Genomic DNA, 12,744 nt, shown 5'->3' on the forward strand with positions numbered 1-12,744 from the left:
GTCGCTGCGGTCGTCGATCGGCCGTTCGCGGCGCTGGTGGGAGGGGACCGCCGTGACGCAGCCGGATGACTGGGACAGCCGTACGCTGATCGCGCTCGCCGGCCGCCCCCGGGCCGCCCCCGGTCTCGTCACGGTGCTGCGCGAGGTGGCCTTCCGGTACGGTGACCGGCTCGGCGACGCCGAGCGTGCCGACCACGACGGCGAACCGCAGTGGCACCACCGGGTCCGGCAGGCGTTGGACCGGCTGCGCGTCGCGAACCTGGTCACCGGTGGCCGGACCTGGTCGTTGACCGACGCCGGTCGGGCGCGGGCTACGCTGCTGGCCGGCCACGGGGCACCGGCTGTGCCGGCATCCGACGGGCCGCCCGCCACCGTCGGCAACGGCGCGCCCGGTCCGGACCGTCCAGCGCCGCTCGCCGCGCCCGGGGTGATCACCGATCCGTTGCGGGCGGTCACCGGGCGGCAGCGCCTCGGTTTCCCACTCGGTCCGGACGAGCCGGTGCCGGTGCTGGTCGCGGTCAACCTGTACTTCGCCGGTGGGCCGCAGCGCGCCACCGAGCAGTTGGCCGGACTCTGGTTCCGGGTCACCGCGGGTCGGCACCCCCGGCCACTGGCCGGCGAGTACGTCGTCGGGGAACTCAGCGTCAACCAGATGAAGCGGCTGGTAGCGGCGGACACCGTGGTCGGCGATCCACATCAGCGCAGCGTGCACCGGATCTGGCCGGACTTCCCGGTCCGGCCGCAGATCGACGTCTCGGCGGCCACCATCAAGGCGGACGCGGCCCGGCGGACCTTCAACGCCACCGGCGAACGGATCGTCTGGGCGGTGGTCGACTCGGGCATCGACGCGCGGCACCCGCACTTTGCCAGCTACGCGACGCTCACCGCACCCGAGGTCCGCGACCTGCACCGCAGCTTCCCGCCCGGGGCGCGGCCCCGGTCACACGACGCGCTGACCGACGACAGCGGCCACGGTACCCACGTCGCGGGGATCATCGCCGGCGGCGTGGACGACTGGGTGCGCCGGCATCCGCAGCGGACGGTACGGGTGATCGAGCACCGCTACGACATCGACGATCCGGCCGTGCCGGTCCCGGCGTCCCGACCGGCGGTCGACCCGGCCTCGATGGTCGGTGTCGCGCCGCTGACCAGGCTGGTCAGCCTGAAGGTGCTGCACGGCGGGGGTGATCTCACCGAACGGGTGTCCCGGGTGATCGCCGCGCTGGCCTACGTACGCGAGGTCAACGCGCGCAGCGACCGGGTGATGCGCATCCACGGGGTCAACCTCAGCGTCGGGTACGAGTTCGATCCGGAGTGGTTCGCATGTGGCCAGTCCCCACTCTGCCGGGAGGTGGACAAACTGGTCCGGTCCGGGGTGGTCGTGGTGACTGCCGCCGGGAACTCCGGGTACGGCGCGGTCGGCGCGCCGTTGGGCGTGCCGTCGCAGTTCACGCTGGGCGCGACGATCAACGATCCGGGCAACGCCGAACGCGCGATCACGGTCGGGTCGACGCACCGCGACATGCCGCACACCTACGGGGTGTCATATTTCTCCTCGAAGGGGCCGACCGGCGACGGCCGCCGTAAGCCCGACCTGGTCGCTCCCGGCGAACGGATCGTCTCCTGCGCGGCGGGTGCCCGGCTGGCCACCACCCAGGCCGGCGGCCCGGACCCGCACACGGCGGTCTACCTGGAGGAGTCCGGTACGAGCGTGGCGGCACCACATGTTTCCGGTGCGGTCGCTGCGTTCCTGTCGGTGCGTCGTGAGTTCATCGGCCAGCCGGAGCGGATCAAGCAGATCCTGCTCGACACCGCCGTGCCGCTCGGCCGCGACCGGCACTACCAGGGCCACGGGCTGGTGGACCTAATGCGGGCACTGCAGTCGGTGTGACCACCGGTGGCGACGGGAGGGGCCCGATGACGGACCGACGGATCGGCGGTGTTCCGTGGTGGGAGCTGCGCTTCGACGCTGGAGGGGATCCGGATCCGGTGTCGGTGGCCGCGCTGCTGTCCGGTGCCCGCGCCCATGGCGTCACCGATCTGGTGGTGCTCGCGCACGGCTGGAACAACGATCGGGTAGTTGCGGACGCGCTCTACGCCGCCTTCTTCAACCTGCTCACCCGCCAGGTGCGGCGGGCGGGACCATGGGCGGAGAGTCTCGGGCTGGTCGGCGTGCACTGGCCGGCACGTCGGTGGCCCGACGAGCCGGCACCGGACTTCGAGCCGGCCGGCGCGGCATCGCCCGGTCCCGGTCCGGCCGGGCTCGCCGCCCGTGCCGGGGCAGACTCGGTGGGCCGGCGTCGCGGCACGGGCCGTCCCCGATCGGCGGGTCTGGACGACGAGACGCGGAACGTGCTGCGGGCCACCTTCCCGGCTGGCGCGCCGGCCCTGGACCGGATGGCGCACCTGCTGCGCACCTCGCCTACCCACGCCCGGGTACGGGCCTTCGCCGACGAACTCCGCCAGTTCGCGATAGTGACCGACGACGGTTGCGACGACGACGGCGACGCGGTACCGACCAGCCCGGCCCTGACGGTGGCCGGGAGAACTGTGGACGGTCCGGCTCCGGCCGGGCCCGCATCGGCGCTGCCCGGAATGCTCGACGTGGACCCGGTCACCTTGTACACCCGCTTCCTCGACGAGCTGCGTCGCTGCCACACCCCACTGGACGCGGCGGTCGGCGGCGCGGCCGGGCTGGTGGATCCGCTGCGCGGAATCTGGTACGGGGCCAAGGAGGCGCTGCGGCAACTGACCTACTGGCAGATGAAGGGCCGGGCCGGCCGGATCGGGCGGGCCGGCCTGGGGCCGGTGCTGACCCGGCTCGTCACGATGGCGCCGTCCGTGCGGATCCACCTGGTCGGGCACAGCTTCGGGGCTCGCCTGGTCAGCTTCGCCGCCGACGCGGCGCAGCCGGCAGCCGGCGGAGCGGTTCGCCCGGTACGGTCGTTGACCCTGCTGCAAGGGGCGTTCTCCAGGTTCGCCTTCGCCCCGGCGCTGCCGTTCGATCCGGTCCGGTCCGGTGCTCTGGCCGGGCTGCCGGCCCGGATCGACGGGCCGGTCTCGGTCTGCTTCTCGACCAACGACTCGGCCCTGGGCGTGTTCTATCCGCTCGCCTCGCTGGCCGCTGGGGACGACGCCGCAGCGACCCCGGCGCTCGCCGAGCGGTGGGGGGCACTCGGCTTCCACGGTGCCACCGGCGTCGGTGCCCGGTCGTTGCCACTGGCGGCAACAGACCACGGCGGTTACCGACTGGAGCATCGCCGGGTCCACAACGTGAACGCCACCGCCGTCGTGCGCCGCGGAGGGCCACCGGCCGGCGCGCACAGCGACATCGTCCATCCGGAACTCACCTGGCTGGTCCTGGTGGCCGGCGGACTGGTGCCGCCGCCGGCCGGGGCCTGACCCGGCCGGCGACTAGTCGAAGAACCGGGCGAGGTGGCCGGGTGACGGCTCGGGATCGTTCGGACGGGCGGCGACCAGGTCGGCGAAGACCGTGGCCCCGTCGCAGGAGGCGTGCTGGGGATACCAGCGTCCGGCGGCCCCGGGCTGCTGACAGATGCCCTTGATCGTCTGCAGGTCGAAGAACCGCAGGTGGGTCGGGTCCGCGACCGCGTTGACATGCCGCCACCACGGGGAGAGCACATGCAGCACACCGCCGGGCCGCAGCACCCGGTGGCACTCGTCGATCAGGCGCAGGTAGTCGGTCAGGTGCTCCAGCACGTGCACCGCGAAAATCTGATCCGCCGCGTCGTCGCGCATCGGCAGGCCGTCACGCAGATCGGCGACGACCGCCACCGCCTTGCCCGGTCGCTGGTCCAGGCCGATGTTGCCGGGGTACTGCGGGCCGTCGCCGCAGCCGATGTCGAGGATCACCGGCTCGGCGCCGGCGATCCGGACGCGGTCCCAGACCCCGTGCACCCCCGCCAACCGTCCGATTGCCTCGCGGGCCCGCCGCAGTGCCGCCTCGTCGGCGGCGTCGCCCGTCACATGCGCGACGCCGCCGTCGAACCGGACCTCGACGTCGAGGTCGCGCAGTCGGGGATCGGCGGCCAGCAGATCGCTGGCCGTGGTGGTCAGGTAACCGTCGTGCAACCGGTGCCGGGCACTGGAGAACTCCGCGTAGAACACCCGACGCCGGTACCCGGCGTCAACCGGACGAAACGCGGTACGTGCACACCGTAAGTCGTGGGTCGGGGGTTCAGCCGGGTGGGCCGATCTCGGCCAGCAACTGCTCGGCGTTGACGAACCGTTCGGCGGGCAGCGCCCGCAACGCCTGCAGCAACGCGGTGTCCGCGCCGAGTTCCTGTGCCCGCCGGACCAGGTCCTCGCGGGAGAGCGGGAAGTCCAGGCCGTCGACGTAGTCGGGGAGCCGTGGTGCGTCGGTCATGGCGGCAGCGGTACCCGGCCCCGGGCCGGTCCACGCCTGCCCGGCGGGCGTCAGATGACCCACGCCCGGCCGTCACCCACCCGAGCTCACTCCGCCCGGGTGACGCGGCGTCATCCGGGCGGCTGCCAGGATCACGACAGCTCAACCGGCCCGCGCCGGACGCCGGTACGAGGGGGGACGGTCATGCCGCGCGCAGTGGGAATCGACCTGGGCACCACCAACTCGGTCATCGCCGCGGTCTCGGGGGGCCGGCCCACGGTCGTACCGAACGCGACCGGGTCGCGGACCACGCCGTCGGTGGTGGCGTTCACCGAGGCCGGCGCCCTGCTGGTCGGTGACGCCGCTTGCCGGCAGGCGGTGCTCAACCCGCACGGTACCGTCCACTCCGCCAAACGTTTCGCCGGACGGCGCTACGACGAGGTCGGCCGGGAGGCCGCCGAGGTGGTGTTCGACGTGGTCGGTGACGGCGGTCTGGCCCGGTTCGACGTCAGGGGCCGCCGGTTCGCTCCGGAGGAGATCAGCGCGCTGGTGCTGCGCAGCCTCATCGACGAGGCGGCCAGGACGCTCGGTGAACGGATCGACCGGGCGGTGGTCACCGTACCAGCGCATTTCGACGATTCCCAGCGCACCGCGACCCGTGAGGCCGGCCGACTCGCCGGCCTGGAGATCCTGCGGCTGATCAACGAACCGACGGCTGCCGCGCTGGCCTACGGGCTGCACCTGCGCCAGCGGCAGACGATCCTGGTGGTCGATCTCGGCGGCGGGACCTTCGACGTCAGTGTGCTGACCGCCGGTGACGGCACGGTGGAGGTCCGCGCCGCCGCTGGCGACACCCACCTGGGCGGTGACGACTTCGACCACCGCCTGGTGGAGCACCTGGTCGCCGAGTTTCACCGGGACCACGGCATCGACCTGGCGGCGGATCCGCAGACCCGGCGGCGGGTGATCGAGGCAGCACGGCGGGCCAAGGAGGAACTGTCCGCAGTCACCGAGGCGGAGGTCAACCTGCCGTTCGTCGCGTCCGACGCCGCAGGTCCCAAACACCTGCGGACCCTGATCGACCGGCCGTCGTTCGACGAACTCACCGGTGACCTGGTGGAACGCTGTCGCAATCCGGTGGAGCAGGCGATGCGGGACGCGCGGGTCGTTCCGGCGGACCTCGACCAGGTGCTGATGGTCGGTGGTGCGACCCGGATTCCGGCGGTGCGCGACCTGCTGCGCCGGCTGGTCGACGGTCACGAGCCGCAGTTGTTGATCAACGCCGACGAGGTGGTGGCGCTCGGCGCCGCGGTGCAGGCCGGGCTGCTCATCGGTACGGGCGGACCCGCCCGGTTGCGTGACGTCACGCCGCTCGCCCTCGGACTGCAGGCACACGACGGGACGATGGCGACGATCATCGAGCGCAACACCGCCATCCCGGTCCGCCGGACCCAGGTCTTCTCCACCGCAGAGGATGGCCAGACCAGTGTCGACGTCGTCGTCCGGCAGGGCCAGCGCCGACGGGCAGCGGACAACCGCGTTCTCGGGCGGTTCCGGTTGTCCGGAATCCGGCCGGCACCGCGTGGGGTGCCCCGGATCGAGGTCACCATCGACACGGACGCCGACGGACTGGTGACGATCTCAGCGCGCGACGCCGACGGCGGTAGCCGTCAATCGATCGTGGTGACCGAGATCGTCGAGTCACGGTCGCCGACGGGCGACGCCGGGCCGCTGGCCGCCGCCACCGACCCCGCCGGGGATCTGGAGTCACTGATCGAGCTGGTCGAGCAGGAACTGACCGGACCGGCCACCGGAGTACCCCCCCACGAGCGTACGAGGGCCCGGATGCTTCTCGACGACGCCGGGGGCGCGTTGCGTGAGCACGCCCCGGTGGAGCGGCTGCGGACGCTCGCCGCGGAGCTGCGACAGGTCGCCGTCGTGTTCGTCCCGGCGATTGCTGATTCCATTGGTCGCACCAAACGTGACTGACTGATGAACCGGCCGGCCGCGTGTTCCGTTGCCGGGCCGTGCGTTTCAGTCACCGGGGCGCGCTGAATCAGCCGCCGCCGAGTCGATCGTCCGTTGTCGGCGGGTCGCCGCAGCACTGCCAAACTGCCGGGTGCCGGCGGCGCGGGCCGCCCGTCCGCGCGGTCCGGTGGCGCGGCTGCTTCCCGGGTCCGGTCCGCCGGCACCGGGCCGTCCCAAGCGGGTCGTGCCCGCCCGGCCGGTCGACGGGCCGGTGGCTGCGTGCCGGGCCGGCGGCAGCACTTCCTCCTCGCCGACCGGAGCGGCCAGCTCACTGCGGGCCCTGGGCAGCCAGTCGGGATGGTGCCGGCGGAGGAACGCGAAGAGGCCCTCGCGTAGCTCGCACCGCAGGTCCCACGAGCTGGGCGCGTCGGCGGCCGAAGCGAGCAGCCGTATGCAGATGGTCGTCTCGGTCGCGTCGACCACCTGCATCACCCACTCCCGACGGTCCCACAGCGCGGAGGCGTCAACGATGCGGTGCGCCTCCGCCCGCAGCACGTCGATGTCGGCGGTGAAGTCCAGGTGCAGGATCACGCTGCCCAGCACCTGCGCCTCGTTGCGGGTCCAGTTCTGGAACGGGGTGGTGGTGAAGTAGGACGTCGGCAGGATCAGCCGGCGCTGGTCCCAGACCCGTACCACGACATAGGTGAGCCGGATCTCCTCGACCCGGCCCCACTCCTCGTCGACCACCACGACGTCGTCGAGGCGCAGCTCGTCGCTGAAGGCGAGCTGCAGCCCGGCGAAAACGTGGCCGAGCACCGACTGGGCCGCCAGGCCGGCCACCACCCCGGCCACGCCGGCCGAGGCGAGCAGAGATGCGCCCAGCGCCCGGAGCTGGGAGAACGTCATCAGCGTCGCAGCCAGCGCGACGATACTGATGATCACCGCGGTGAGCCGGCGGAGCAGACCGATCTGGGTACGGGCGCGTCGCCGCCGTCGGTTGTCCGCCATGTCCACCGGCAGCCGGCGGAACGCGGTGTCCTCGAAGACGAACAGGATCCGGATCACCAGCCAGGCGCCGGCGTAGATCAGCGCGAGCAGCAGGATGTGCAGTGCCTCGTCACGGACCTCGCCGGTGATCCCGCTGAACGGCACCGCGAGCAGCAATCCGGTGACCAGCAGCGTGGCGCTCCATGGCCGGTGGCATTCCCGGTGCAGGGTGTTGAGGAACGGTGCGACCCGGCCGCGCGCCGCGTGCCGGACCACTCTGCCGGATAGCCACGCCAGGGCCAGCGAGCCACCGACCGCGACGACCACCGTCGCCACTGCCCGACCCAACTGCTCGTCCCACACGGTCCGGTGACCTCCGTCCGCCGCCCCGGTCAGCTACCGGGTTCCACGGTGATCCGGTTCTCCACGGCGGTGACTCCCGGCGCCGACCAGGCGATTCGCTCCGCCTCCTCGCGCTCCAGCCAGGAGCGGACCACCCCCTTGACGATGACCCGGCCACCGTCGGTGTCGACGGTGACCTGCCGGGCGTCGGTGGCGGCGCTGCGCACCAGCGCGTCCTCGATGCTGCGTCGCAGTTGCGGTGCCGAAGGGTTGATCCGGGGACGGACGGCGATCAGATTCGTCACCCCGCGTACCCCGGAGAGCCGGCGTACCGCCCGCTCCGCCGCTCGGCGCTGGAACTCCCATTCGACCTCGCCCTTGAGCGTGACCCAGCCGTGAGCGACGGTGACCTCGAGTCGTTCGATCGGAACGAACGCATCCCACTCCAACGCCCGGGTGGCGGCGCCAGCGACATCGGCGTCGGTCCGCTCCGCTGAGCTGGGTAGTCGTACCTCGATGTCGTTCGCGACCGCGGTCACCCCACGTACCCGGTGGGTGGTGCGTTCCGCCGCCCACTTCTTGCCGTAGTTGTCGACCCAGCCCAGCAGTGTCACCACGCCCTCCAGCACGGTCACGCCGATCTCGTTGGGCTGGACCCGGGCGTCCCATTTGAGTTCCTCGAGGACGTCACGCTGGATCTCCTCGTCCGTACGCACCGTCGCGGCAGTCAATTTTCCTCCAACGAATGTCGTCGTGCCGGGCTGCCGGTGGACTCAGAGCAGACGTAGTTCGCGTGCCCGGCGTACGGCCTCCCTGCGGCGGGGGGCACCGAGCTTTTGGTAGATGTTGCGGACGTGGGTCTTGACTGTGTTCACCGACAGGAACAGCTCGGCGGCGATCTCACCGTTGGACAGCGTCCCCTGCAGGTACCGCAGTACGGTCAGTTCCCGGTCGGTGAGCGGTTCGGCCAGCGCCGGTGCCGGACGGTGCCGATCGGCGTGCCGCCGACCGGCACCGTCGACGAGATCGTTGACAAGGTTCCGGTGCCGGGTCGGTGAGTCGAGGTGCTCGACCAGCAGATCCCGCGCGGGGGAGCCGGCGTGGTTGAACACCAGCCGGTGATTGTCCGGGGCGGCCAGGTCGAGCACGTGTTCGAGCAGCTCGCGGGCTCGACGTTGGTCACCCATCCGATGGGTGGCGACGGCCGCGACCAGCCCGGCGGTCAACCGTTCCAGCAGGGTCACCGGCTGGCATTGCGGCCGCATCACCAGCGGGTCCGCCGGTGATCCACCGTCCGACGCCGACCACTGGGGCAGCACTGCCAGCGCATCGGCCGGTCCGTCGGCGAGCAACTGTAGCCGGGCCAGTGCGATTGCCACCGCCGGTACTCGCTCGTCGTGGCTCCCGTCCAGCAGCAGTTCCCGGGCACCGTCGAGGTCACCACAGGCCATCCGGGCCTCGGCTAGGGCCAGCCGGCGCAGCCGGCTGTACTGGTCGTCGGGTGGCTCCCGGTCCTCCGGCGCCGTCGTCAGCAGATCGGCGACCGCGGCGAAGTCCCCCTCCGCCTGCCGAAGTGCGGCTTGGACCACCGGGAGCAGCCCGGTGACCGTTCCCGGTGTCCCGGGCACGACCAGCGCTGCGGCCAGCTCCAACTGCCGGGTCGCTCCGGGCAGTTCGTCGCGGTACAGGGCGACCAGGGCGAGCGCAAGATGAGCGGCGGCGGCATGGCCGGCACACCGCCGCCCCGGGCAGGCCGTGGTGGCCAGGGCCTGCTGAGCGGTGCGGTCCGCGGCTGCCAGCTCGCCCCGCCAAGCGTGCAGCAGCGCCAGTTGACCGGCGGCGTACCGGGAGGGGCAGCCGTACCCGCCGATCGCCGGGGCGGTGACCAGACCGGTCAGCACCGCCTCGGCGCCTGCCAGGTCGCCGTGACCGAACCGGGCGGTTCCGAGCATCGCCGTCGCCACCGCGCCTGCCCGCTCACCCCGGGTCTCGGTGTCCCCGGCCGGTGCACCTGCGGTCGTCGCGGTCTGGCCGGTGAGGGCCAGCAGCTCGTCGGCGTGGCTCAGCGCCTCGTCGTACCGGCTCCCGTCGATCGCGACCACGATCCGGGTGGCGATGCCGGTCGGTTCCGTGCGGCAGACATCGGGCAGCGGCCCGGCCGCCGGCCAACCAGCGGTTTCCAACCGGTCGACGGCGGCAGCCAACGCCAGGGCCGAATGGCCGGGGTCCAGGGTGGTGGGCAGCGGGGTGTGCCGGGCGTCCTCGTGACCGCAGAGCAGTAGTTCGGGCCAGTGCTCGTCGACCAGTCGGCCGGCACCGGACAGGTCACCGCAGGCCAGCCCGTGCCGGACCGCCGCCAGTGGCCGGCCGTGAGCGCGATGCCACCGGTACGCCCGCTCGTGCAGCCGCGGGATTTCGTCAGGAGACCGGCTGCTCAACTCGGCGTACAGCACGTCGCTGAGCATCCGGTGACAGCGGTACCAGGTCGGGTCGCCGCCCGCGGCGACGATGAAGCCGGCGGCGTCGCGGGCGGCTGCGGCCAGTTGCTCCTCGCCGTCGTCACGCCCGGTCAGCTCGTCGGCGAGGGACCCGCAGACCCGGTCCAGCACCGAGGTACGGACCAGCGTCTGACGCGTCAGCGCGGCCTGCCCGGCGAGCACCTCGGCGGACAGGTAGTCGGCGGCCGGATCGGGATCGGCGCCGACGTACTCCCGTACCGTCGTGGGTCCTTCGCCTCCCTGCAACACCAGACCGGCCAACCGGACCCCGGCCGGCCACCCCTCGGCCCGGTGGTGCAGTTCGCGGATCTGGTCGGTGGCCGAACCGAGACCCTGAGCGTCGACCAGACGGGCACTCTCGGTCAAGGTCAGCGCAAGCTCGGCGGCGCGGATCTCGGTCAGCTCACCGGTCAACCGGTACCGGTGCAGCGCCAGCGCCGGTTCGGTGCGGCCGGCCACCACCAGACGCAGTCGCCCACGGCAGTGCCGTAGCAGGAATTCGATTCCCCGGACCACCTCGGTGTCGGTGATGGTGTGCGCGTCGTCCAGCACCAGCAGGACCGGCTCCGGCTGAGCGGAGATCACCGACGCGAACCGGGGCAGGAAGAGTTCGGGATCGGCGCGGCCGGGAGCAGGCGGCGCGGGCCGGTTCGGGTCCCGGCGGGCCGTCTCGGCGGCGAGCGCCGCGTGCAGGTACGACCAGAACCGGTCGCCGCGGTCGGTGGACTCCAGGGTCAGCCAGATCGCACTGCCCCTGGCCCGTCGGCCGACGAACCAGCCGGCCAGCAGCGCGGTCTTGCCCCACCCGGCCGGTGCGACCAGCAGCGTCAACGGGCCACGCGTACCGACCTCCAACCGGGCGGTCAGTCGTGGCCGGTCCAGCAAACCGGCCGGTGGATCCGGCGGGGCGGTCTTCGATCCGAGCAGTGGCACCGGATCGAGGTTCGTCGGAGCGGTCGGCTGGAGCGCGCGATGCTGTCCCGCTACGGTTTCCTGTCCGGCTGTGCGCATCCGCCACTCCCGTCGCTGTGCCGGCGGAGCTGCCTGTGCGCACCGCCGGCCCTGACTGTGTTTCGCGGGTGGCGTTCCCCGAGCTGTCCGGTTCTAACGCGCCATCGTCGCAGCGGACCATTCCGGTCGAGTGAGCTTGGCTCATCCGGGTCGGCACCGGAATCGGGCCACGGACCGGAGGAGAAACATACTCGGTTGTCCGACCTCGTCGGCGAGGGACCTTTGCCCGTTGGCGGACTCCGGCCGGCAGGCCCGCTCCGCGCTGACATATCAGTTTTTGCCCCTCCCTACCGGGTACCCGGTGCACATCCGGCCGTAGTGTCGGCTCAGCGCAGGGGGTGCGCCGTGAACGATGTTCCGTCCACGCACACCGAGCAGCACAAGCCGTTGCGGATTGCCATGATCGTGCCGCCCTACTACGAGCTACCTCCGCCCGGCTACGGCGGTGTCGAACAGGTCTGCGCCGCTCTGGTCGACGCGTTGGTCGCCCGGGGCAACGAGGTGACGCTGTTCGGAGCCGGCAGCCGGACCGGGACCGCCGCGAACTTCGTCAGTACCGTACGCGAGCTGCAGGCCGACCGGCTCGGTCACTCACTGCCGGAACTCGTGCACCTGGCCCGGGTGGACCGGCTGATCGAGGACGACACCTTCGACGTGGTGCACGACCACACCACCGTCGGTCCGCTCGCCGCCGCCCGTCGGCGGGTACCGACGGTGGTCACCGTGCACAACTCGCCGGACGGCGAGCTTGGCGAGTATCTGCGCGGTATCGACCGGGCCGTCGCGTTGGTGGCGATCTCCTACGCGCAGCGCCGAGTGGGCAGCGGCCTGCCGTGGGCGGCGACCGTGCACAACGGGCTGGCCGCCGACGTTCGGCCCAAACCGGTGCCGGCCGACGGCCCGGTGTTGTGGCTCGGGCGGTTCGCGGCGGACAAAGGCCCGGACCTGGCGATCGAGGCCTGCCGTACAGCCGGTGTGCCGCTTGTTCTTGCCGGCAAGGCGACCGAGCCGTCCGAGCGACGCTATCTCGAGGACGTCGTCCAGCCGATGCTCGGCCCCGACGTCGAGCTGCTGGTCAATCCCGACCGGCAGCGGTGCTGGCAACTGCTCACCGAGGCCCGGTGTCTGCTCATGCCGATCCGCTGGGAGGAACCGTTCGGAATGGTGATGCTGGAGGCGATGGCCTGCGGCACCCCGGTCGTCGCCCTCAACCGCGGTGCGGTGCCGGAGGTGGTGCGACACGGCGAGACGGGGATGGTCTGCACCGACCCGGCCGAGCTGCCGGAGGCTATCGAGCGGGTCGGGCAACTGGACCCGCAGGTGTGCGCTGAGCACGTACGGCTGTCGTTCTCGCCGGATCTGATGGCGTCCCGGTACGAGCGGATATACCACCGGTGGAAGCACGCGATGTCGCTCGCGGTGCCGACTGACGGCGAACCGGAGCCGGCGCAGCGACTGGAGCACGACCTGTTGCCGCTGGTGGTCGACGGCTGACACGGCGGGTGCGGGCGGCTGGGCAGCTGCCCGCACCAACCCGACGGCGGGCGGTCCACCGCCTGCGACTGCGCGACC

General features: G+C 72.1%; 9 protein-coding genes. 4 read left to right on the forward strand and 5 right to left on the reverse strand.

Annotated elements, in window-relative coordinates:
• Positions 1–52: 52 nt before the first annotated feature.
• Positions 53–1,891 (forward strand): S8 family peptidase, encoded by a 1,839-nt coding sequence (locus tag O7621_RS19780; protein WP_282230624.1) that lies wholly within the window; start codon positions 53–55, stop codon positions 1,889–1,891.
• A gap of 26 nt (positions 1,892–1,917) precedes the next feature.
• On the forward strand, positions 1,918–3,402 hold the full coding sequence (locus O7621_RS19785) for a hypothetical protein (RefSeq protein WP_282230625.1): 1,485 nt from the start codon (positions 1,918–1,920) through the stop codon (positions 3,400–3,402).
• 12 nt (positions 3,403–3,414) lie between these two features.
• Here the strand turns inward: O7621_RS19785 and O7621_RS19790 are convergent, their stop codons facing one another.
• A complete protein-coding gene (locus O7621_RS19790; RefSeq protein ID WP_348775323.1) occupies positions 3,415–4,092 on the reverse strand; it encodes a methyltransferase domain-containing protein in 678 nt (225 codons plus the stop codon).
• 106 nt (positions 4,093–4,198) lie between these two features.
• Positions 4,199–4,387: a DUF2795 domain-containing protein gene (locus tag O7621_RS19795; RefSeq protein ID WP_281554754.1), complete on the reverse strand. Its 189-nt coding sequence runs from the start codon at positions 4,385–4,387 to the stop codon at positions 4,199–4,201.
• A gap of 183 nt (positions 4,388–4,570) precedes the next feature.
• On the opposite strand from O7621_RS19795, the gene dnaK reads away from it, so the two are divergent.
• Entirely contained in the window at positions 4,571–6,355 is a 1,785-nt protein-coding gene (dnaK, locus tag O7621_RS19800) for a molecular chaperone DnaK (protein ID WP_282230627.1), read from the forward strand.
• 45 nt (positions 6,356–6,400) lie between these two features.
• Here the strand turns inward: dnaK and O7621_RS19805 are convergent, their stop codons facing one another.
• The 3 genes from O7621_RS19805 to O7621_RS19815 are packed head-to-tail and all read right to left on the reverse strand — an operon-like array spanning position 6,401 to position 11,094.
• Entirely contained in the window at positions 6,401–7,684 is a 1,284-nt protein-coding gene (locus O7621_RS19805) for a mechanosensitive ion channel domain-containing protein (protein WP_282230628.1), read from the reverse strand.
• Positions 7,685–7,713: 29 nt separating this feature from the next.
• The gene (locus O7621_RS19810) at positions 7,714–8,394 is read right to left on the reverse strand and encodes a BON domain-containing protein (protein WP_282230629.1); all 681 of its coding nucleotides are present in this window, start codon (positions 8,392–8,394) and stop codon (positions 7,714–7,716) included.
• Positions 8,395–8,436: 42 nt separating this feature from the next.
• Positions 8,437–11,094, reverse strand: coding sequence for a LuxR C-terminal-related transcriptional regulator (locus O7621_RS19815; RefSeq protein ID WP_282230630.1), 2,658 nt, complete (start codon positions 11,092–11,094; stop codon positions 8,437–8,439).
• A 477-nt stretch (positions 11,095–11,571) separates the two neighbouring features.
• Between O7621_RS19815 and O7621_RS19820 the strand changes: the two genes are divergently transcribed.
• On the forward strand, positions 11,572–12,666 hold the full coding sequence (locus O7621_RS19820) for a glycosyltransferase family 4 protein (protein ID WP_282234662.1): 1,095 nt from the start codon (positions 11,572–11,574) through the stop codon (positions 12,664–12,666).
• The last annotated feature ends 78 nt before the right edge of the window (positions 12,667–12,744 follow it).

It is taken from the genome of Solwaraspora sp. WMMD937, assembly GCF_029581175.1.
Classification (GTDB): Bacteria; Actinomycetota; Actinomycetes; order Mycobacteriales; family Micromonosporaceae; genus Micromonospora_E.

What these genes read in the sequence shown, in the direction of transcription:
- O7621_RS19785 (WP_282230625.1), top strand. Translation starts at nt 1,918, where the DNA reads ATGACGGACCGACGGATCGGCGGTGTTCCGTGGTGGGAGCTGCGCTTC.
- O7621_RS19795 (WP_281554754.1), bottom strand. Translation starts at nt 4,387, where the DNA reads ATGACCGACGCACCACGGCTCCCCGACTACGTCGACGGCCTGGACTTC.
- dnaK (WP_282230627.1), top strand. Translation starts at nt 4,571, where the DNA reads ATGCCGCGCGCAGTGGGAATCGACCTGGGCACCACCAACTCGGTCATC.
- O7621_RS19820 (WP_282234662.1), top strand. Translation starts at nt 11,572, where the DNA reads ATGATCGTGCCGCCCTACTACGAGCTACCTCCGCCCGGCTACGGCGGT.